Origin of the sequence: Bacillus sp. HY001 (assembly GCF_007558965.1) — a bacterium.
Classification (GTDB): Bacteria; Bacillota; Bacilli; order Bacillales; family Bacillaceae_G; genus Bacillus_A; species Bacillus_A mobilis.
Genome location: NZ_VLTE01000006.1, coordinates 47,683 through 68,098, shown reverse-complemented (window position 1 = coordinate 68,098; position 20,416 = coordinate 47,683). Strand labels below are relative to the sequence as shown.

At 33.6% G+C, this 20,416-nt stretch carries 19 protein-coding genes and 2 pseudogenes; 3 read left to right on the top strand and 18 right to left on the bottom strand.

What is annotated here, in order from left to right; all coding sequences use genetic code 11:
- Positions 1-181: 181 nt before the first annotated feature.
- From FOT98_RS06520 to FOT98_RS06505, 4 genes are all read right to left on the bottom strand, one after another.
- Positions 182-1,024 carry a DegV family protein gene (locus FOT98_RS06520; protein WP_063262810.1) on the bottom strand — a complete coding sequence of 281 codons (843 nt, stop codon included), beginning with the start codon at positions 1,022-1,024 and terminating at the stop codon, positions 182-184.
- A gap of 152 nt (positions 1,025-1,176) precedes the next feature.
- Positions 1,177-1,428: a DUF2535 family protein gene (locus FOT98_RS06515; protein ID WP_063262765.1), complete on the bottom strand. Its 252-nt coding sequence runs from the start codon at positions 1,426-1,428 to the stop codon at positions 1,177-1,179.
- Positions 1,429-1,770: 342 nt separating this feature from the next.
- On the bottom strand, positions 1,771-2,514 hold the full coding sequence (tatC, locus tag FOT98_RS06510) for a twin-arginine translocase subunit TatC (protein ID WP_061679536.1): 744 nt from the start codon (positions 2,512-2,514) through the stop codon (positions 1,771-1,773).
- A gap of 42 nt (positions 2,515-2,556) precedes the next feature.
- Positions 2,557-2,742, bottom strand: coding sequence for a twin-arginine translocase TatA/TatE family subunit (locus FOT98_RS06505; RefSeq protein WP_000492443.1), 186 nt, complete (start codon positions 2,740-2,742; stop codon positions 2,557-2,559).
- 213 nt (positions 2,743-2,955) lie between these two features.
- Between FOT98_RS06505 and trhA the strand changes: the two genes are divergently transcribed.
- Positions 2,956-3,612: a PAQR family membrane homeostasis protein TrhA gene (trhA, locus tag FOT98_RS06500; protein ID WP_061679535.1), complete on the top strand. Its 657-nt coding sequence runs from the start codon at positions 2,956-2,958 to the stop codon at positions 3,610-3,612.
- A gap of 35 nt (positions 3,613-3,647) precedes the next feature.
- Here trhA and FOT98_RS06495 read toward each other — a convergent pair whose 3' ends face one another.
- From FOT98_RS06495 to FOT98_RS06470, 6 genes are all read right to left on the bottom strand, one after another.
- A complete protein-coding gene (locus tag FOT98_RS06495) occupies positions 3,648-4,370 on the bottom strand; it encodes a lysophospholipid acyltransferase family protein (RefSeq protein WP_063262764.1) in 723 nt (240 codons plus the stop codon).
- Positions 4,371-4,481: 111 nt separating this feature from the next.
- Positions 4,482-5,117: an FMN-dependent NADH-azoreductase gene (locus FOT98_RS06490; protein WP_061679533.1), complete on the bottom strand. Its 636-nt coding sequence runs from the start codon at positions 5,115-5,117 to the stop codon at positions 4,482-4,484.
- 241 nt (positions 5,118-5,358) lie between these two features.
- Complete coding sequence (pbpC, locus tag FOT98_RS06485; RefSeq protein ID WP_063262763.1) at positions 5,359-7,344, bottom strand: penicillin-binding protein 3; 1,986 nt, start codon at positions 7,342-7,344, stop codon at positions 5,359-5,361.
- Between the two features lie 155 nt (positions 7,345-7,499).
- Entirely contained in the window at positions 7,500-7,988 is a 489-nt protein-coding gene (locus FOT98_RS06480) for a dihydrofolate reductase (protein ID WP_063262762.1), read from the bottom strand.
- A 19-nt stretch (positions 7,989-8,007) separates the two neighbouring features.
- The gene (locus tag FOT98_RS06475; protein WP_002085878.1) at positions 8,008-8,964 is read right to left on the bottom strand and encodes a thymidylate synthase; all 957 of its coding nucleotides are present in this window, start codon (positions 8,962-8,964) and stop codon (positions 8,008-8,010) included.
- Between the two features lie 106 nt (positions 8,965-9,070).
- The gene (locus tag FOT98_RS06470) at positions 9,071-11,653 is read right to left on the bottom strand and encodes an alpha-L-rhamnosidase (protein ID WP_063262761.1); all 2,583 of its coding nucleotides are present in this window, start codon (positions 11,651-11,653) and stop codon (positions 9,071-9,073) included.
- 184 nt (positions 11,654-11,837) lie between these two features.
- Between FOT98_RS06470 and FOT98_RS06465 the strand changes: the two genes are divergently transcribed.
- Positions 11,838-13,295 (top strand): serine hydrolase, encoded by a 1,458-nt coding sequence (locus tag FOT98_RS06465; protein WP_063262760.1) that lies wholly within the window; start codon positions 11,838-11,840, stop codon positions 13,293-13,295.
- 32 nt (positions 13,296-13,327) lie between these two features.
- Here FOT98_RS06465 and FOT98_RS06460 read toward each other — a convergent pair whose 3' ends face one another.
- Both FOT98_RS06460 and FOT98_RS06455 read right to left on the bottom strand, forming a co-directional pair.
- On the bottom strand, positions 13,328-14,437 hold the full coding sequence (locus FOT98_RS06460) for an alpha/beta hydrolase (RefSeq protein WP_063262759.1): 1,110 nt from the start codon (positions 14,435-14,437) through the stop codon (positions 13,328-13,330).
- Positions 14,438-14,569: 132 nt separating this feature from the next.
- Positions 14,570-15,451, bottom strand: a complete 882-nt coding sequence (locus tag FOT98_RS06455; RefSeq protein ID WP_063262758.1) for an AraC family transcriptional regulator — start codon at positions 15,449-15,451, stop codon at positions 14,570-14,572.
- A gap of 44 nt (positions 15,452-15,495) precedes the next feature.
- On the opposite strand from FOT98_RS06455, the pseudogene FOT98_RS06450 reads away from it, so the two are divergent.
- Positions 15,496-15,630: pseudogene (locus FOT98_RS06450) on the top strand (S41 family peptidase); the annotation flags it as partial.
- A 35-nt stretch (positions 15,631-15,665) separates the two neighbouring features.
- Here FOT98_RS06450 and FOT98_RS06445 read toward each other — a convergent pair.
- The 6 genes and pseudogenes from FOT98_RS06445 to FOT98_RS06425 all read right to left on the bottom strand — a co-directional run bounded on the left by FOT98_RS06445 (position 15,666) and on the right by FOT98_RS06425 (position 20,369).
- Positions 15,666-16,595, bottom strand: coding sequence for an aminoglycoside phosphotransferase family protein (locus FOT98_RS06445; protein WP_063262757.1), 930 nt, complete (start codon positions 16,593-16,595; stop codon positions 15,666-15,668).
- 62 nt (positions 16,596-16,657) lie between these two features.
- A pseudogene (locus tag FOT98_RS32870) lies at positions 16,658-16,860 on the bottom strand (VOC family protein); the annotation flags it as partial.
- A complete protein-coding gene (locus FOT98_RS06440; protein WP_063262809.1) occupies positions 16,853-17,488 on the bottom strand; it encodes an HAD family hydrolase in 636 nt (211 codons plus the stop codon). The pseudogene FOT98_RS32870 and the gene FOT98_RS06440, both read right to left, overlap by 8 nt.
- A 107-nt stretch (positions 17,489-17,595) precedes the next feature.
- On the bottom strand, positions 17,596-18,183 hold the full coding sequence (locus FOT98_RS06435; RefSeq protein WP_063262756.1) for a YpjP family protein: 588 nt from the start codon (positions 18,181-18,183) through the stop codon (positions 17,596-17,598).
- 283 nt (positions 18,184-18,466) lie between these two features.
- Positions 18,467-19,666, bottom strand: coding sequence for an ABC transporter permease (locus tag FOT98_RS06430; RefSeq protein WP_063262755.1), 1,200 nt, complete (start codon positions 19,664-19,666; stop codon positions 18,467-18,469).
- Positions 19,659-20,369, bottom strand: a complete 711-nt coding sequence (locus tag FOT98_RS06425) for an ABC transporter ATP-binding protein (RefSeq protein ID WP_063262754.1) — start codon at positions 20,367-20,369, stop codon at positions 19,659-19,661. Before FOT98_RS06425 ends, FOT98_RS06430 begins: the two co-directional genes overlap by 8 nt.
- Positions 20,370-20,416: the final 47 nt, after the last annotated feature.

Here is a 20,416-nt window from a genome sequence, read left to right as displayed (position 1 = left end):
ATATCCAACATATACTATAGAAAATCATAAAGTGAAACTTTAACCAGTGGGTGTTTTCTATGAATGAATATTTGCAGACTCGCTATATCATTAGCGGTAGTGCCTGTATAGCCCTTCTTATTTCTTACTTTCTATTCACATAAAAAAGCTACTTGAAAATTCATTTCAAGTAGCTTTTTTATTACTCCGCTAAATACATAAATCCGATTGCTCCCGGACCTGTATGAGTACTAATAATAGGCGTTGTAAAGAAAATTTCTGATTGAGCAAATCCACTCACTTTTTCAACAGCCGCTTTTACATTTTCAGCTAAAGGAATTGCTTTCGCATGTGGAATTGCAACAGCTTTTACAACTTTTCCAGCTGTATCTTCCTCAAATAACTTAGCTAACGTTTTTACAATTTGACCTTGGCTACGCACTTTCGTTACAGGGTTATAAACACCATCTTCGAGGCTAGCAATTGGTTTTATATTAAGTAGCGAACCGATAAACGCTTTTCCTTTACCGATACGCCCACCCTTCACTAAGTTTTCTAATGTATCTACTACTACATATAAACGAGTGTTCTTTCTCACTTCATCTACACGTTTTACAATTTCTTCCAGCGAGTGTCCTTCATTTGCCATTTTCGCAGCTTCTATTACTTGATATGCTAAAGCATGTGTAATAAATTGAGAATCAACAACTGTTACTTTTGTATCGGTCATTGATGCAGCACTATTGGCAGTTGCCACAGTACCACTCATTCCACTTGTCATATGAATAGAAAGCACTTCACTTCCATCTTCACCTAACTTGTCATACATTTCTACAAATGTACCCATTGCCGGTTGTGATGTTTTTGGTAATTCCTCTGATTTGATCATTTCTTCAATAAATTCATCAGGTTGTAAATCAACACGATCTAAATATGTTTGTCCATTTACAGAGATTGATAATGGTAGAACATGAATGTCATACTTCTCAATTACCTCTTGTGATAAATCCGCCGTTGAATCTGTTACAATTTTAATTTTTTGCATATTATATTCTTCCCTTTCCAATACGCTCTCCTTGTTATTATACTAGTATTCCCATTGCTTTCAACAATTTGGAACGAAATTTAATCAAATTAATTATATTTTTATATCTAAAATGAAAAAGACAGAGCTGCAAACCCTGTCCACACTCTATATCATGCATTTTTTTCGAGAGTATTTGTTTTATATACACTTAAATAATCATTCCACTTCAAACAATTTTGTAAATATTCACGGAAAGAATACGAAAATCTTGGGTGTTTTTGTTTTTGAATTTTTGCAATAAACAATTGAAGACGAGACTGAATTAGAAACGATAATGGATGCTGCGCCTGTAGGACAGGGATCTCGAATATTTTAATACAATCCCCTGTTGAATGAGTGAAATAAAAACTTTTCGTAATCACAATATCAATCCTCTTTTTCATTGGATTTTTGAACTTCCTCTACTTTACGCTGTAACACTTTGTTTAAAGTGGAGACTCCTATGAATACAAAAGTATCCTTGGACAATCCCTATAGTTCTTATGGTTAGAAGATTTATACCCTATTCATCTCCACCTAATCCATCCCCCATCCTACATAGCCGATAAGACGAGGACTCGTTATCCGTAAATTGCTTAATACATTCAGTATAAACATATAAAAGCGCAAAGTTTGTCTAAATTTTGGAGATTCTATAATTTTTTTCTTCTATATATTGTATACGTTTATAGCTATAGTATAACAACTAAATAAAAAAAGTGCCTTTATAACGAGGCACTTTTCGACTGTATGTCTTCTTCTCTTTTCTTTTTTCTCTTACTAACAATCTTTGATAAAGCGATACTAATTTCATAAATACAAATAAGTGGTACCGCAACTAAACTATGAGATAAAAAATCTGGCGGTGATATACACGATGCAATGATAATCAATGCTACGTAAGCATACCTTCTTATTTTTATTAAAAATTCCGCCGTCAATAGTCCAATACTCGTTAAAAACATGACAACTACAGGCAATTCAAAAATCACAGCAAATGGAACTGTTAAATTAAGAACAAAATGAAAATACTTTTCTGTCGTAAACATCGTATTAAACATTTCATTACCTATCGTAGTTAGAAAATGAAATAAAAATGGCATTACAATGAAATATCCAAAGCATAAACCTGCAATAAATAATATAGACAATACCGGTATATACATTACTGTCATTTTTTGTTCATTTGGATGTAAACCCGGTTTTACAAATAACCAAATTTGTATAGCAGCAAAAGGAATTGTACAAACGATAGCAAATACTGTAGCAATCGAGAAAAAAATCCACAATACATCACTTGGACCGAGAACAGTTAATTTCATTGGTAAATCTTTTACAAGCCAAAAATAAATATCCTTCGTAAAAGTAAATCCAACAATTAAAAATAGCACAAAGGATAGCACTGTATATATTACTCGTTTGCGAAGCTCAACTATATGTTCTACTACACTCATTTCCCGATCTTCCATCTCGTTCACCACACTTTATTTATCCATTACAAGGAAAATTCATTACATTTTTTCTTTCTTTTCCTTCTCTTGAAATGCATCATCAGTCAATTCTTTCGTTGATTTTTTAAATTCTTTTAACGTTTCCCCTAAAGCCTTTCCGATTTCCGGCAATTTTTTCGGCCCAAATAAAATGAGTACAGCTACTAAAATTAAAATTAATCCTGGAAAGCCAATATTTGAAAACATTTCTCCATCCCCTTTATTAGTAGATTCCTTGTCCTACTATTGCATAATTTTATTTTGTCAAAAAAGTTTGAAAACGTCAACAAAACCATTGCCTTTTGTCAAAAAAATTCAAAAATATAATCAATTATACAAATTTCATTTTCTATTGCTCTTGTGTATGATATGGTAAGGGAAACGACATATTATTTTATGATAGTAGAAAGGATTTGCATTATGACTGAAAAAATGACACGAATGACACAATTTGTTAAAGAAGAAATTGCAAATGCAATTACACATGGTATCGGTGCCATTTTAAGCATCCCTGCCTTAATCATATTGATTATACATGCCTCTAAGCATGGTACTGCATCTGCTGTAGTTGCATTTACGGTTTATGGTGTAAGTATGTTCTTACTGTATTTGTTTTCGACATTGTTACATAGCATCCACCATCCAAAAGTAGAAAAATTATTTACTATACTAGATCACTCAGCCATTTATTTATTAATTGCTGGCACATATACTCCTTTTTTACTGATTACGCTTCGTGGACCATTAGGCTGGACGTTACTCGCTATAATATGGACACTAGCAATCGGAGGTATCGTCTTTAAAATTTTCTTTGTACGCCGCTTTATTAAAGCATCAACATTATGTTATATCATCATGGGGTGGCTCATAATCGTTGCAATTAAACCACTGTATGAAAATCTAACTGGACATGGTTTTTCACTACTTTTAGCGGGCGGTATTTTATATTCTGTAGGGGCTATATTCTTCCTTTGGGAAAAGTTACCTTTCAATCATGCCATCTGGCATCTTTTCGTTTTAGGTGGTAGTGCGATGATGTTCTTCTGCGTACTCTTTTATGTTTTACCTACAGCATAAAAAAAGGTTTCAGCTTATATAAGCTGAAACCTTTTTTATTGATTATGTAATTGTGATGCAATAACATCCTGTGTATGCTTCGTTAACTCTTTAATATCCATATTCGCATACTCTTCAGGTGTAATCGGCTTAGAAATTGTTACTGTTGCATGAGCTCGTTTCATACGATTTCCATTCGCTTCAAACATTTTATATGTCCCATCTAATGTTACAGGTAAGATTGCTACACCAGATTTTACTGCAAGGTGAAAACTCCCAGCCTTAAACTCTCCAATTTCGCCACCCTTACTTCTCGTTCCTTCTGGGAAGATTACGATCGAATGTCCATTCTTTAATAGTTCAATTCCATCTTTAATCGCTTGAAGAGATTGACGACGATCATTACGATTCATAAATACACAATTCATAAGTTCCATCCAAGTTGGTACAACTGGGAACTTCTTAATCTCTGCTTTTGAAACGAATCCAATTGGTTTATTTAAGTAACCTAATAATACAGGAATATCCATATTACTTTGATGATTACTTACAACTAGTACCGGCTTATCTTTTGGAACATTTTCAAGTCCCTTTACTTCAACTGTAGATCCAGCTACACGTACCATTTTCTTACCAAACCAATTTGTCGTTTTGTACACAACATTATCTTTTTCTTGTGGCGACATCGTATTTACTTGTCTTTTCAGACGCCACATCCTCGGTGTAATCGCAATTACGATTAAAATTAAATAAAAGATTTTAAAAAACGTTTGAATCATACAGAACCCCCACCTATTATCATTCCGACCTTCATTATACTAGACAAACGAAGGAAAAAGAAGAAAAAATGTCCAAACAACAGGTGTTTGGACATTTTTAAACATTCTATATTAGAAACGTTTTGCTAATTCACGAGCATTAGCAATTGCTGCTTCTTTAATTTCTTGTGCTTTTTCAGGGTTTGCATTCATACCTTCAACTGCAATATATTCAGTATCATTTACACCAACGAATCCTAATACTGTTTTTAAGTGATTGCGACCGAAGTCTACAGATGCGTATGCTCCTTCAGAATAAACGCCACCTGTTGCTTGAATGTGAAGTGCTTTTTTGCCTTCTAATAAGCCAACTGGACCATTTTCAGTATACTTGAATGTTTTACCTGCAATTGCTACGTTATCTAAGTATGCTTTTACTACTGGTGGATAGCTAAAGTTCCACATTGGAGTTACGAATACATAACGATCCGCATGCATAAATGTTTCTAAGTTTGTGTTCATTGCTGCAACTTTTTGTTGTTGAACTTCAGTTAAAGTTTCAAAGCCTTCACCTGCTGCAAATTTACCCCAAGCAGCGAATACATCTGCATCGATTGCCGGTACTGTAGTGTTGAATAGATCAACTGTTACAACTTCGTCTTGTGGATGTTCGTTTTTATAAGCTTCGATAAAAGCTTCCCCTACTGCCATTCCATAAGAACCTTCTGCTGAATTTGGATTTGCTGTAATAAATAGTACTTTTGTCATTGTATTCTCTCCCTTTTAAACATTTTATCTTTAATTTGAGATTTATAATTCGAAAGTAAATAACTTACCTTATGTAAGTATAATACAAAAAGTTATATGATATGTCAATAAAAAATAGCTACTTTTTTTTCGTAAGTTAATGATTTATTTTGTTTCTGTAAAATTCGGTATACAGATATCATGATTTCCCCATACAAAAAGGCTACCTCTACAAATGATAGAGATAGCCTTTTATTACATATTATTTTTGAAAAACATTTTTCACTTTTTCAGCTGGAATGTTACTTCCGCCTCTACCTTTTACATCTTCAATCATCATTGTAATGACCATATCTGGTGAATTTAAATCAAATGCAGCGAACCAGCCTAGCTCTTTTCCTTCGGCCTCTTTTGATACTTTTAATTCCGCTGTGCCTGTTTTTCCAGCAAGCGTCTTACCATCAATTTTAGCAATTTTCCCAGTACCATCTGGATCATTAATTACTTTCGTCATAGCAGTTTTTAAAATATCCTGGTTTCCTTTTGAAATGACATTCTCTTTCCAAACTTTTGGTTGCTTATCTGTTTTAATAATATATGGAGAAGGTATGTTTCCATCATTAACAATTGGTGCGTACGTTAATGCTAGATGGAGTGGCGTCATTAACACTTGCCCTTGTCCATAACCTGTGTCTGCCATTTGAATATCGTTTTTAATACCATCATTTGCAATTTTAGAAGCTGGGAATCCATATTCAATTGGGAGTTTCTCATCGAATCCGAATTTTTTCGCTTCACTCATAAATTTATCTTTTCCGATTTTCAAAGCTTCTTGTGCGAAATAAATATTATCCGAGTATTTCATCGCTTTATCAAAATCAATCGGATTTGCATCTTTTACACGTGTTACATAATAATTACCCCAAGAAGAATCTTTTGTCCATTTTAATCCTTCAATTTTCAACTCTTCTTTTGGATCAATTGTTTTCGTTTCAAGACCGATTGCAGCTGTAATCGGCTTAAATACAGATCCTGGAACTGATAATTGTGTAAATCGATTCGTCATCGGTTTTTTCGGATCATTATTTACCGCATCACGTTGCGCTTTTGACGCCCCTCTTGTAAGGGTATTTGGGTTATAAGCTGGTGTGCTCACAAGTGCAAGTGTTTCTCCAGTCTTTGGATTAATGGCTGCACTTGATCCTACTTCATTTTTCATTTCATTGTAAATTTCGCTTTGAACTGCACTGTCAATCGTTAAAGTTACATTTTCTCCATCAACAGCATCTGTTTTTGCTAAATTTTTAATTTCTTTTCCTTGTGCATCTTCTATGAAGACACGACCGCCTTTTTTACCGCGTAACTTTTCTTCCAGTACTTGCTCTAAACCAGCTTTACCTACTGGATCATCTGCTTGATAGCCTTTCTTTTGTAGCGTTTTTAAATCTTCAGCATTCACTTTTCCAATATAGCCAGTAAGATGTGCTGCTTCTTCTCCTAATGGATATGAGCGAACATTTACTGGCTTTGTTGCAACACCAGGTAAATCTATGTACGTATTTTGGGTTGCTCCTTCAGGCAATATTCCCATTGGTACAAGGTAATTTGGTTTTACCCATTTCGCTGCTAGTTTTTGATCAATTTCTTCGACAGACATATTTAGCAACTTTGCTACCGTTTCTTTCGTTTGCGGAGCTGCATCACCTAACTGTTCAGGAATCAATCCGATTTCAGAAGCTTTACCATTTACTGCAAGATATTTACCATTACGGTCATATATTTCTCCGCGCTTCGGTTGTGTCGTTTGCATACGCACTTTACTATCTTTCGTCATACCTGGGAATATAAAATCAGGAGTCCAATCTACTTTCCAAGATTCTTTATCTCCATCTTTTTCTTTCACCATTTTTGCTTCATGACCAAAAGTGATTTTTCCACCTACTGTATCCATACTTACTTTAAAAGGAACAGGACCTTCATCTTTTTTATCTTCTTTTACTTCCCCTGTTTCTACTTTTAAATCTTTCACTTCAATGCCAGAATAAATTTTTTCATATTTCTCAGTGAATTCTTTCTTTGAAATATCTTTTTTTGCCTTTTCTGATAATTGGTCATACATTTCTGCAAATTTTTGTTTATTCCATGCTTTTGCATATGTATCAAATGCTTGTTGTGGTTTTTCTTCTTTACCACATCCAACTAACATGAATGTTAAGCAAAGAAAAAGAATCCCCCATATCTTTCTCAATTGATTCTCCTCCTCTTTCTATACAAATACTTTAGAAAATATTAGCATTTTTACATGCTACCATTCATTATAGCACTATCGAATCTCATCTATAAACCAATATTGATGGATATAAATAAAAAGATTGATGCGAATGTTCACATCAATCTTTATTATTATTGCTGCTTCTCATATACATGGTAATAGTACGTATACGGATTTTTTTCATCTGTTAAACCTTTTTCTACAAAAATCTCTTTCCAATTTGTCATATCCATTTCTGGGAAGAATGTATCCCCTTCAAATGCATAGTGGATTTTTGTTATATATAATTTGTCTACGTAAGGTAAAAAGAGATCATAAATTTGCGCTCCGCCAAAAATAAAAATCTCCTCTTCATTTTTGCATAATTCAAACACTTCTTCAACAGAATGTGCTACTTCACAGCCTTCAACATGATACCCTTCATTACGAGTTACAATAATATTACGTCTGCCAGGCAGTGGTCTACCAATCGCTTCGTAGTTCTTTCGGCCCATAATAAGTGAATGACCCATCGTTGTTTTCTTTACATACTGTAATTCACTTGGTAATCGCCAAGGTAAATTATTATCTTTACCAATTACTCTATTCTCGTCCATTGCGACCATAAATGAAACAATCATCTTTTCATCTCCTCTACAATTATACTGCAACCGGTGCTTTAATTGCTGGGTGTGGATCATATCCTTCAATCGTTAAGTCTTCCATTTCAAAATCAAACACAGATTTCACATCTGGATTTAATGTAAGTTTCGGGAATGGACGTGGTTCACGTGCCAATTGCTTTTCTACTTGCTCAAAATGATTCGTATAAATGTGAGCATCTCCAATTGTATGAACAAATTCTCCTACTTCAAGTCCGCATTCATGTGCAATTAAATGTGTTAGTAGCGAGTAGCTTGCAATGTTAAATGGAATTCCAAGGAATATATCTCCACTTCTTTGATATAGCTGACAAGAAAGTTTGCCATCCGCTACATAAAATTGGAATAGCGTGTGACAAGGAGGTAATGCCATACTTGGTACATCTTCAGGATTCCAAGCAGAAACAATGAGACGACGTGAGTCCGGTGTTTTTTTGATCATTTCAATTACATCTTTTAATTGATCAAGCGTCTCACCAGCTGTTGTTTTCCAGGCGCGCCACTGCTTTCCGTATACGTCTCCTAAATAACCATATTTATTTGAGAAATCATCATCTTCTAAAACGTTCTTTTTAAACAATTCCATTTGCTCATCGTATTGCACTTTAAATTCCTCATCTTGTTGTGAGCGAAGACCGAAATCAGTCATATCAGGACCAGTATATTCGTCACTTTCTACCCAGCTCTTAAATGCCCATTCATTCCAAATATTATTATTATGCTGCAATAAATAGCGAATATTTGTGTCACCTTTCATAAACCAAAGCAGTTCACTTGCTACAAGGCGAAACGGTACTCTCTTTGTCGTTAATAAAGGAAAACCTTTACTTAGATCAAAACGCATTTGATATCCAAATACAGATACAGTGCCTGTCCCTGTACGATCTTCTTTCTTCGTACCATGCTCCATTACATGGCGGCATAAATTTAAGTATTCATATTCAGCATGTTTCATATGTAGAAAAACCTTCTTTCAATCGTATATGAAATTTATCATAACATGAAAAACATCGAATTTAATAATCCAAATCAATAAAAAATATTTCTATATAAACAGAATTCTACTGTAATATATTTTTACAAAATGTAAATGTATAATCCCCTGATCCTAAATCCCTTTCAATGTTATGTTCCGATTTCCAATTCGTTTCGTCTATCTGTAATGTAGCGCTTGTATTAGCTGGTACCGAAATCTGTAAAAAGACTTGTTCATTTTCTACACGCCACTCAATTTTAATTTCCCCGTAAGCTGTTTCACGTTTCACTTTCACCCATTCTATATTCGAATCAAAATGTGGTTGTATATAAAAATGTTTATATGCAGGTTTTGTTTCATCCACTTCTAATCCAACAATATATCGGTATATCCATTCAACGATAGAGCCATATGCGTAATGATTATAAGAATTCATACTATCATTCCAAAGTGTTCCAACCTCTTTCACGCCATCCCAATGTTCCCAAATCGTTGTGGCACCTTTTTTCACTTGGTATAACCATGAGGGATAATCTTCATGAAATAGAAGCTTACAAGCAAGGTCATGACGGTTAAACTTGCTTAATATTAAATTTAAATAAGGTGTTCCTATAAAACCAGTTGTTAAATGATTTTTACTTTCTTTTAAAAGCTCAATTAACCGATTAAATACTTTCTCCTTCACATCATCTTTCACTAGTTCAAAAAGAAGTACTAATATGTGGGCTGTTTGGGTATTCGAAATTAACCTACCATTTGGTGTAACGAATTCATTTTGAAACGCTTGAACAATATTTGCATGTAATTCTTTATAAAACGTAGCATCTGTTTTTTCACCTAAAATCTCAGCAATTTTTTGTACAAGCGCTGTTGAATATGCATAAAAAGCCGTCGCAATAAAATACTTGTCTGTTCCGCCTTCATATACATGGGGTTTCGTATCTAATGCAAGCCAATCCCCTAAATGATAGCCTGTATCCCATAAATACTCGTTCTTACCTTGTGAACGTATGTAATCTATATACCTCTTCATACTGTCGTATTGTTCTTTTAAAATTGATACATCTCCGTAATGCAAATAATGAACCCACGGACAAATAATTGCTGCATCGCCCCAACCACCAGAAGTATCTAAATCAAAATCCTCTCTTTTCCCAAAAGCATCTGGAATAACTAAAGGCACAGCTCCATTAACATTTTGATCTAATGATAAATCTTGGAGCCACTTTTTAAAGAACAATTGTACATTCATAATTTGCGTAGCTGTCCCAATGAACATTTGTGCATCTCCTGTCCATCCAAGTCGATCATCTCGCTGAGGGCAATCTGTTGGCACATCAAAAAAATTCCCTCTTTGAGACCATTCCACATTATGATGAAGTTGATTGATTAATGGATTTGACGTTTCAAATTCAGTCGCTTTTTCCATATCTGTATGTAATACAATTCCTTCAAAATCTGCTATTTGAGGCGGCTGAGTTAATCCAATTATTTTCACATATCTAAAGCCTTGATATGTAAAATGAGGCTCAAACGTTTCCTCTTGCTCTCCTTTTGCTATATACACTATTTTTTGTTTTGCCTTTCGGAGATTTCCAGCGTAAAAATTACCATCTTTATTCAATATTTCAGCATGATGCAATTCTATCTTTTGGCCAATATAAACATGACGGACTGTAAATCGAACCCAACCTACCATATTTCGCCCCATATCAATGAGCCATTCGTGATTCGGTAGTTTTGAAATAGAAATCGGTTTTATAATTTTCATTTTACGAATTGATTTATTTTCCTGCGCAACAATTATTTGTTTAGAATGCTCAAGTACTTCAACATCTTCTAGCTCTTGCCCACTTTCTTCTAGCCTAGCATCGTATACTTCACCTTCATAAATTTCTGAGTACAAAATTGGGCTTGAAGTTACCTTCCATGTTTCATCCGTTACAATTTTTTCTTTCGTTCCATCTACATACGTTATATGTAATTGAGCAATTATTGCTCGTCTTCTCCCATAATAATTACGTACATGATGTACGGTAATCGGCCCTTTATACCAGCCATTACCTACCAGTACAGAAATATCATTTTGCCCAATCTTTAATAAATGTGTTATATCATACGTTTGATACAATACTCTCTTATCATAACTTGTCCAACCAGGAGTAAAATAACAATCTCCAATACGCTCGCCATTTATAGAAGACTCATATAACCCTAAACTTGTGATATATAAACGTGCTGTTTTAACTACTTTTTTAATAGAAATATTTTTATTAAAAGACATAATCTGCGTTCGCTCTTTTTTCGCAGCAATCCAGTTTCCCTTCCAGCTATCTTGCTCTTGTAACCCAGTCTCCCAAAATGCTACTTTAGACCAAGATGATTCTTCTCCGTAATTATCCCATACCTTTACCCGGTAATAATAACGCTTCTCTGCTCTGTATGAAAATGAATTGATTGGTATATGTAAACTTTGATCTGTTTCTACTTTTTGCGAATCAAACATAATAATCTCAAAATCTCTATCCTTCGCAACTTGCAATTGATAAGCAAGTTGTTTTACATTTCGGTTACTCGATTCCAGCTGCCAACTCATTTTCACAACTTTTGAATCTAAACCTATCGGATTTTTTTTATTATCGCACAGCACCCTCTTTATTGTTAGCACACTTCTTCACCATCTTTTCTAAATCTTAATTTAAATTAATTATAATAAAAATAAAATTCTAAATAAATAATAATTTCATTCATTCTTACAAAATTATTAACTTTCCACATTTATAAAGGTTTTTATTTTCTATTACCGAAAGTATAGTGCGGTAGAACAAAATTTATATTTGGAGGTTAGAAGTATGTCTAAAATTGAAACTCCTGTTATGACTTCTTTACAAACAACGGTTGAAAAAATGATGAAGGATTTACATGTTCCTGGTTGTGCTGTAGCTGTTATAAAAGACGGTGAAGTTATTATTTCAGAAGGTTTCGGCTATCGTAATATAGAGACAAAAGAGGCTGTTACACCGAGTACTCGGTTCGCAATTGGTTCCTCAACAAAAGCTTTTGGCACACTTTCATTAAGTTTATTAGCTCAGCAAACAAAGTTTAATTGGGATACTCCTGTCCAGACTTATATACCTAACTTCTCTTTATCAGAACTACTTGCTAGCTCACAAATTACAGGACGAGACTTAGCTTCTCATCGCACTGGAGTAAGTCGTCATGATGCTCTTTGGTACAGCTCTTCTTTAACTCGAAAAGATATAGTAGAAAAAATAAAACATTTATCACTTGATGCTCCGTTCCGTACAGCATTTCTTTATAACAACTTAATGTATGCGACAATTAGTTATATTGTAGAAAACATTACGAATCAAACATGGGAACAATATGTTACAGAACATATTTTAGAGCCTTTAAATATGGATCAAACAAACTTCTCTGTTACAGACTCACAAAATACAGATAATTACGCTTTACCTTACGTTGAAAATGAGGGTGAAATAAAAGAAGTTCCATTCCGTAATATTGATACAGTTGGCGCTGCTGGATGTATTAATTCTACAATTGAAGATATGGCAAATTGGGTACTTCTTCACTTAAACAAAGGGAAATTTGGAGATCATGAACTAATCTCCTCTGAATTATTACAACAATTGTTTACACCACATAACTCAATTCCAGATCAACCAGCTTTATCACTTCCTGAATCTCCATTAAATAGTTATGGGCTTGGTTGGTTTATTAGCGCTTATCGTGGTTATAAAATGATTCATCATGGCGGTAATATCGATGGATTTTCAGCGTTTGTTTCATTTATGCCAAATGAAAATGCAGGTCTTGTTATATTAACGAATGCTGGAGGTACATTACTTCCTATTTATCTAGCAAACCAAATTTACGACGAGCTACTCGGATTAGAGTCCATCGACTGGCATAAACGTGCTGTAGAAGATAGTGAAAAAATGAAGGAAATGATGAAAGAAGCAACCGAATCCATCCCTGAACAAATGAAAGGGACTACACCTTCTCACAAGTTAGAGGACTACACTGGTACGTTTGAACATCCTGCTTACGGGTCATTACAAGTAAACAAACGAGATGATTCGTTATATGTACAATTTATGGAGATGGATATTCAAGTAGGGCATCATCATTACGATGTATTCTCCGCAACAATTGACTTGTTCCAAACAAAAATGAATCTATTATTTGCATATGAAATGAATGTGAGTGGCGAATTCCCATCTCTTCAATTGCATGTACCTGCAATGCTAAGTACTCAACCTCTTACATTCACTAAAATTAAATAGTTAATTTAATAGAGGGAAGCTTTCATTTCCCTCTATTTTCCACTATGCTTTAATATAAAATTCCCCATTTCAATTGCTAAATCTTCACTTTGTGGATAAACACCTACGTTATCTCCATAAGCATGTCCCAAACCTCGATAAAGGACTGTTTCAGTATCAACCCCCCTGTTAGTTAATTTAGCTGCATAAGCTAAACATTCTATCATTAGGAAATCATGCTCTCCTACTGTAATAAATGTACTTGGATAATTTGGTGATACATCAACATATGGGCTTAAATACTTAGAATTAATTTCTTTCGTGCCAAGTACTTCTGACATACCTCCAACCATTGAATGCATAATTTTAAGCATTTTTTCTAATCCTTTTTTATACTTTGGAGCAATTTCATATTTATCTATACTCCAAGAATAAAATTCATCTTCAAAGTCACACATATTAAGTGTTGGATATAGAAGTAGCTGTCCTTTAACAAGATTTCTACCCTCTTCCCTATCTTTAGTCGTACAATATTGTGTTAAGTTACCTCCAGCACTATCACCCGCAACAAAGATATTATTCTTATCGCCGCCCAATATGTCAGCATTCTCATAAATCCACTTTAAAGTGGTATAACAGTCTGTATGCCCAGTTGGAAAAGGATTTTCCGGAGCTAATCGATAATCAACAGAAACGGCTAGTATATCTGTTTTCTCAACTATCAATTTCACAAGCTCTTCAACCACATCTGGTGATCCTGCCATAAATCCGCCACCATGAATAAAGTATAGAATTGGTGCATTCTCTCGTTTTGAACTACTATTATAAATTCTTATCGGAATATCAAATCCATCTTCAGCTTTCACAGTTTGATGCATAATATTAATATCTTGAGTGACAATGGGAACACTTTTAATCGCATTAAATTGTTTCCGCATATTCTTTACTGATTTTTCAGAAGCATCCATTTTCATCATATTTTTAGGCATAAATCTCATTACATTCATTTGAACCTTCATATCTTTATAAAGACGTGGATCCATAGCACCTTTTTCATCACAATCTGGTATGTTTTTTACTATTATTTTTGCTCCCTGTAAGTTAATCTTTTCTTGTTTTTCTTGTATTTTTTCTAAAAGGGTTAAGTCATACTTTCTAGTCATCCAGTATTCATCCTCTCTTATTTTAAGCGTTTTCATTTTTAAGGATTATATAAATCCCCTTTAAAACTTACTTCATCTGTTATTATTAAATTAAAAACGTTCCATGTACAAAATGTAACATAGAACGTTTTTTTATTGTTGTTCATATTTGATTAAATTATTGTCATTTTTTGATATGAATTTCTTCCTATACTGTAATGGTGTATATCCATATTTATCTTTAAACTGTGAAATAAACGATTTTATATTTGGAAATCCGTGTTTTACTGCTATATCTTGTACAGAACTTGTACTTCTAATAATATCTTCATAAGCCTTATAAAGCCTATACCTCGTTAAAAAAGTGGTGAAATTTGATCCAAACGATTTTTTGAACATGCGTGAAAAATGTTCTTCACTTACAAAAAAATCTTTAGCCACATCTTTCAGTTTCAACTCTTCATTATAATGTTTGTAAATATACGTAATCATTTCCTTCTGTCTATTTCCAAATTGGAAATTATTATCTATATTCTCTCCAACTTTGCAATACCGCAATAAAATATAAACAATTTCATAAATTAAACTATTAATTTTTATGTAACTTAATTCATCCGAATGTATGACTAACTCTTTTAATTCATAAAATATTTGCCTAAGATTCGTTTTCTGAACGGTGGATTCCACTATATTGAATCTATATTTATCAAAATCTTCATTTACCTCTTTAAGAAATTCATACGAAATAATTAACATCATTACTGCACAACTTGTATTCTCTACTTTTTCAAATTCATGAACATCTCCACTATTTACAAAAATAAATTCGCCAGCAGATACTTTCTTTTTTTGCCCATTCACATACAAAAACACTTCTCCATTTACTACTAAGCTAATTTCAATACTTCTATGCCAGTGAGGAGGAATATAATAGTGAAAATCAGTAGGTAACATTGTGTCCTCTATATATTCAACCATTCCTGGAATTCTATCACGTAATTTTATTTCTTCATATTTACCTTGCCTGTCTTTCAATAACCCACCCCCTTTTTTATTATAATGGAAACGTCAAGTTTCTCTTTATAGATAAAGGCGAAGGAATGTCTGGAATTGGTATACAACCACATATACATATCCCGTGGCCCCCGGAACATATACAAGAAGATGTAGATTTAAAGTTAGCATTACAACTGCTTCAAAACGAAGAATGGTAAAAAATAAAGGTAGATGTGAATCACACCTACCTTTTCTATTTCATATCAATCTTTTCTGGTTGAAACCAAATTGGCTTTAATAACTCAAAGTTTTTATGATCCTCTAAAACGATAGTAAGGCGTTCTAACGTATCATCTAACATATGTGGTGCTGCTCGTAATGACCAGACAACTGATGAGAAAACCGTCATGCCAACATATACCGCATATAAATTCCAGAACTCCTCTGGTATTTTCCCATTAAAGTAGCCTTCTATTTGTCCGATTGAATAAGGAATACTAATATCTCTTGCAAATAGTGCAATCTTTACGAAATCATGAAGTGGGTCGCCCCAGTCATAGCCATTAAAATCAACAACACCTACATATTTCCCATCTCTCACAATTATATTTTCTAAATGAAAATCATCGTGTTGAAATCGATTTGGGCGGTTCTTTAAATATTTTTCATTTTCATCTATAAACTTTATGATTTTATCATCATTTTTTATTTTTATTCCACATGTTTTATATGCCTCTACATATTTTTGGTGTTTTTTCATTGCTCTTTCATACCATGGAAGAATATCCTTAGGAGCTTCATATGTATGCATTTTTGCTAAATCTTTTCCTGCCTTTATACCAATCTCATATTGTTCTTTTGGTGAATACATAGGCAATAGCTTCTTCGCATCTTCCCCTTCTATATATGAGAAAATACTATATACACCTTCTTCTTCCAATGTACCTATTTCAATCGGCCTTTGTGCCTGTACGTTACGTTTTACCATTTCATTTAAAATTTGAAATTCTATTTTCCTTCTTTCATACTCTTGTATATCGCCAATCCGTAACAAATATTTTTCATTATCAATTGTCGTAACTATATATTTCTTATCAGGAGAGAAACCTTTAGAAATTTCTTCAATATTAACTGCATCTTTTACTATTTGTATATTGTTTTGCCATGCTGTAATAGTTTTCATTTTTATTCCCCTTACATTTCTACATTTGGTCTATTCGCTACTTCTCTATGAATAGCTTGTTATCTAGGCCATAACGTCCTTACAATTTCTTCGACTACTTCCTTAAAATATATTTCACTTTCTCCCGTACTATATGATACTACATTTACCTTTCTTCATCCAATTATGGGAAATAACATATCATAAAAAGAAATGGTCTCCTCTAATTTGCTACCCCAAATTCAATATGATGAATACCTGCTCGAAGTATATTCCTATTAAGAATACGCCCCTTGTACTACTTGCACAATTTCCATCGGTGTATTGACCATATAATCTGGTGCATCTTTTTTCACTGTTTCAATAACATCATACCCCCAAGATACCCAAATTACGTTCACCCCGGCCTTTTTACATGCTGCTACATCTCTCTGTTCGTCACCAACGTATAACATATCTTTCTCTGTTATCTTTTTGGATTTTAAAAACCTTTTTATCATTTTATCTTTACCGAACAAATTTTTTGAACAATACACTTCTTGAATATTTTCTATATCATTATTGTGTAAAAATGCCCGAATATGCTCTTCTGAATTCGATGATATGACTGCAATTCCGTATCCTTTTTTATGTAGTTCATCTAATACATCCTTCATCCCATGGAACAAAATAAGATCTTTTATAGCAGGTTGATACAATTTATAAAACTCTAATGCTAATATCGGTAGTTTATACAATGGTACATCGAGTTGTTTACATCTCTCTGTCATCGTTAATTTACGTAAATACTCAATTTCTTCTTCCCTTACCATTTTATATCCGTGCTTTTCAGCAAGCTGATTATAAATTGGTACAAATATATTTTGTGAATCTACTAATGTGCCATCAAAGTCAAAAACAATATACTTTTGCATTCCCATACTCCCTTTGCTTCTTTTTTCTAAACCTATCTTATTCAACAACATAGTTGTCTTACCCTTCTACAAAAATAAAAAAGAACAAGATTTTTCTCTTGTTCTTTTTAAGAAAGCCATTTTGGTGGTACATTCGTATTCCAATAAATATTTCCTAACTCATGGTGTCCAGAGTACCCATCATCAAAACGGTGATAGTGGAAATTAAAATAATAACCATCTTGCGGTGGATGATCCCTTCTTACATGAAATCGTAATAAGTCATCTCCTGATTTCGTGTCATACACATGAAAAATCTTTTCATTATTTCCGCCAGCTGGCCTTTGAGAAATCGCTAATGATTGTAATAACTCTTCTGGTACATCACTTGCAAGCTCAGCAATTGCCTCTTCAATTTTCGGTAATATTACATCTTTAAACTCATCTTCAATTACTGGACCAATTTTAGTGCCAAACTTTTGCATCGACTGCTTCTCTGCTTCTTGCATTGCATACGTAATAAAAGTATCTGTGGTTAACCTATCATTCGTTTCTTCATATGTATAGGACGTACTCTCCAAATTTTGTTGCCCAGCTGTGCTCGTAGGCTTGTCCGCAGCTTTGGCATTATCAAGTAATATGGAAGGAGGCGTCACTAGACCAAATGTAAATACGGTAATTAATGCGACTAAGGTTTTTCTAAACCAATTTGGCATGTATGTTCCCTCCCCTTTCACTCATTATGTTTTATATAACGGTTGTTCCTTCTATTATACAAAATGATTGTAATTTTTGCACTTTACAATTTTGTTAACGTTCACATATTTTTCACTTGAATATGAAATTGTAAGATTTCATACAATATAAATACAACAACAATGAGGAGGCAATCAGATGACTTTAGATGTCATGTATTCCGCCGCAAGCATACTCGTTTTAGTATATTTTCTTTATCAATGTGTAACAGATTAAAAAAAGAGCCGTTTTTAGGCTCTTTTTTTACGGTAAAAATACAATCCAACCAATCCATACTATAAAAATAACCCCGGCAATTACAGCTGGTAATAAATAAAAATGAGAAAGGATCACTATTCCATACAAAAGTAGTACTGGAAGTAATAAATAGCGATCTGCCTTCCATCTTAACAATAGTAATTTTCCTTCATCACAATATAAATGAAGAAACATTTTTTTCGTAAATTCATTCCAATAATCGCGCGCATAACGAGAAATTCCAACTAAAGCAAATGCAAGAATAATAGCTGCAATCCACCTCGGACTCATGATAATACTAACAGTACTTATACAAACAATTTGAATATAAAATATTCGTGCACTACTTGTACGGAAAAATTCTTTTAAAAAGGATTCAACAATACGAGAATCTTTTTTCTTCCCTAATAACTTTTTAGAACGCGGAAACATCCACGGTTTTTTATTTGAACTACTCGGTTTAGCTGTATGACCACCAACTTGCATAATCCCACTCGTCCAACGCATACTCTCTTCTTTCTCTTTCTCAATTTCTTTAAAAAAGCAATTTTTATAATTTCGTTTTTCTTTTATCAATACGATAATTAGAAAAACTGCTAGACCGATACTTGGTATAGCATAAAATGGATTTTTATAAATAAGAAACAGACTCAATCCAAAAAAGGATAGACTTATAGAAGATATTACATTTTTTATAATCCAGAGTAGCCATCGTTTCCCCACTCGTACATGAATAAATCTCGTTAATAACGACAACATAAATCGAAATACTGTAAAGAATAACCAAAATAATACGACTTGTATCTTCGTCACTCCGATACTTTTCATCAACACTGGTAACATAGCAACTACTACCACTACATTCGTAATCGCTATTCGAATAAACGTATATGTCATACCGTACTGCATTAACTTTTGCATATGAGCGGGGTATGAAATTAAAAACAAACTATCCGCTTGTTCAAAAAATGAGCGAACTCCTCTTGAATATGTAATCACATAAAATACAAGTAGACCTAATCCGAAATAAACGGTCTCCCCCATCGATAATTCTTCTATCCATAGTGAACGATAATAAATTCCTATAAATATAAGTGCTGGAATAATAATATATAATGCAACTGTCCAATCAGTTATAGAACGTATGGACTTCCATTTACGCCCCATTTCATGGCGCAATCTTTTATAAAATTGTTGTTTAATCATGCTGTTCACGCCTAACGATTACATCAAAACAGTCTAACAATGAACTACCTGGCATTTCAGCTAACTTTTGAATAGATTCTAAATGTCCATCTGCGACTAATGTACCTTGTGAAATGAGTAAAAATCTCTCACAAATTCTTTCAGCTGTATCTAATACATGCGTACAAAGTAAGATTCCTGCGCCGCGTTCTTTCTCTTTATATAAATAACTTAAAAACTCTTTCGTAGCTACTGGATCTAAGCCGATAAAAGGTTCATCAATGATATAAAAATCTGGTTCAGTTAAAAACGCCAAAATAAGCATCGATTTTTGTTTCATTCCTTTTGAAAACTTTGATAAATACTCATGTTTATGTTTATCCATTCGAAACATAAGCAATAATTCTTCAGCTTTCCTTTCCCAGCTTCCTCCCTCATTCTCACGAGCAGCCATTAATAGTTCAATATGTTCCCAGAGCGTTAAATAATCATAATATGTCGGATGCTCCGGCACATATGCATAAGGGTTCTTTTTTTCACCGAATGATATTTCACCATTCATATTTACAAGTAAACCGAGCATTGTTTTAATCGTCGTACTCTTCCCAGCACCATTCGCACCAATAAGTGCAACTAATTCACCTTTTTCAATCGAAAAGGCAATATCATGAATTGTCTTTTCCCCTATATCATATCCGGCAGAACGGATATTCACGTCTAACATACATTCCCCTTCTTTCCATTTCCAATACAATCAAGGAAAAGAATAAC

Excerpts from the sequence above, each read along its gene's own strand:
- FOT98_RS06465 (WP_063262760.1), top strand. The coding sequence starts at position 11,838 with ATGTCTAAAATTGAAACTCCTGTTATGACTTCTTTACAAACAACGGTT.
- FOT98_RS06480 (WP_063262762.1), bottom strand. The coding sequence starts at position 7,988 with ATGATTGTTTCATTTATGGTCGCAATGGACGAGAATAGAGTAATTGGT.
- FOT98_RS06435 (WP_063262756.1), bottom strand. The coding sequence starts at position 18,183 with ATGCCAAATTGGTTTAGAAAAACCTTAGTCGCATTAATTACCGTATTT.
- FOT98_RS06460 (WP_063262759.1), bottom strand. The coding sequence starts at position 14,437 with ATGACTAGAAAGTATGACTTAACCCTTTTAGAAAAAATACAAGAAAAA.
- FOT98_RS06475 (WP_002085878.1), bottom strand. The coding sequence starts at position 8,964 with ATGAAACATGCTGAATATGAATACTTAAATTTATGCCGCCATGTAATG.
- FOT98_RS06440 (WP_063262809.1), bottom strand. The coding sequence starts at position 17,488 with ATGCAAAAGTATATTGTTTTTGACTTTGATGGCACATTAGTAGATTCA.
- FOT98_RS06505 (WP_000492443.1), bottom strand. The coding sequence starts at position 2,742 with ATGTTTTCAAATATTGGCTTTCCAGGATTAATTTTAATTTTAGTAGCT.
- FOT98_RS06445 (WP_063262757.1), bottom strand. The coding sequence starts at position 16,595 with ATGAAAACTATTACAGCATGGCAAAACAATATACAAATAGTAAAAGAT.
- FOT98_RS06490 (WP_061679533.1), bottom strand. The coding sequence starts at position 5,117 with ATGACAAAAGTACTATTTATTACAGCAAATCCAAATTCAGCAGAAGGT.
- FOT98_RS06425 (WP_063262754.1), bottom strand. The coding sequence starts at position 20,369 with ATGTTAGACGTGAATATCCGTTCTGCCGGATATGATATAGGGGAAAAG.
- FOT98_RS06495 (WP_063262764.1), bottom strand. The coding sequence starts at position 4,370 with ATGATTCAAACGTTTTTTAAAATCTTTTATTTAATTTTAATCGTAATT.
- FOT98_RS06430 (WP_063262755.1), bottom strand. The coding sequence starts at position 19,666 with ATGATTAAACAACAATTTTATAAAAGATTGCGCCATGAAATGGGGCGT.
- tatC (WP_061679536.1), bottom strand. The coding sequence starts at position 2,514 with ATGGAAGATCGGGAAATGAGTGTAGTAGAACATATAGTTGAGCTTCGC.
- trhA (WP_061679535.1), top strand. The coding sequence starts at position 2,956 with ATGACTGAAAAAATGACACGAATGACACAATTTGTTAAAGAAGAAATT.
- FOT98_RS06520 (WP_063262810.1), bottom strand. The coding sequence starts at position 1,024 with ATGCAAAAAATTAAAATTGTAACAGATTCAACGGCGGATTTATCACAA.